Annotated in this window: 1 pseudogene; it reads right to left on the minus strand. The window is 60.6% G+C overall.

The features are described 5' to 3' along the window. Nucleotides 1–409: pseudogene (locus tag D7X55_RS46870) on the minus strand (hypothetical protein); the annotation flags it as partial. Nucleotides 410–421 lie beyond the last annotated feature (12 nt).

The following is a 421-nucleotide window of genomic DNA, read 5'->3' on the forward strand; positions in this document are numbered from 1 at the left end:
GCGCTTCACGCGCTTCCACGTTCTTCTTGGTGATGGCGAGCTTCTCGTTCTGCTCCAGCTCGTTGGTCACCACGTTCTGCGCGGCGGTCAGCTCGGTGATCTTGCGGATACCCTGCGCGTCAAGGATGTTGAACTGGTCCAGCAGCGCCTTCGGGGTCTGCTCCAGGTAATCGATCGCCACGTCTTCCAGCACATAGCCGTTGAGGTCGTTGCCGATCACCGCGATGATCTCGTCGCGGAACTCCTGGCGCTTCTCGAACAGTTCGGTGAAGTCGAACTTCTTGCCGACCGTCTTCAACGCTTCGGAGAACTTGGCGTTGAACAGCTCATCGACGGCATGCTTGTCCGACGCACGGTCGGCACCGATGGCCTTGGCCACGCGCAGCACGTCGGCCTGGGTCTCGTTCACCCGCAGGTAGAA

Source organism: Corallococcus sp. AB049A (genome assembly GCF_003668885.1).
Classification (GTDB): domain Bacteria; phylum Myxococcota; class Myxococcia; order Myxococcales; family Myxococcaceae; genus Corallococcus; species Corallococcus interemptor.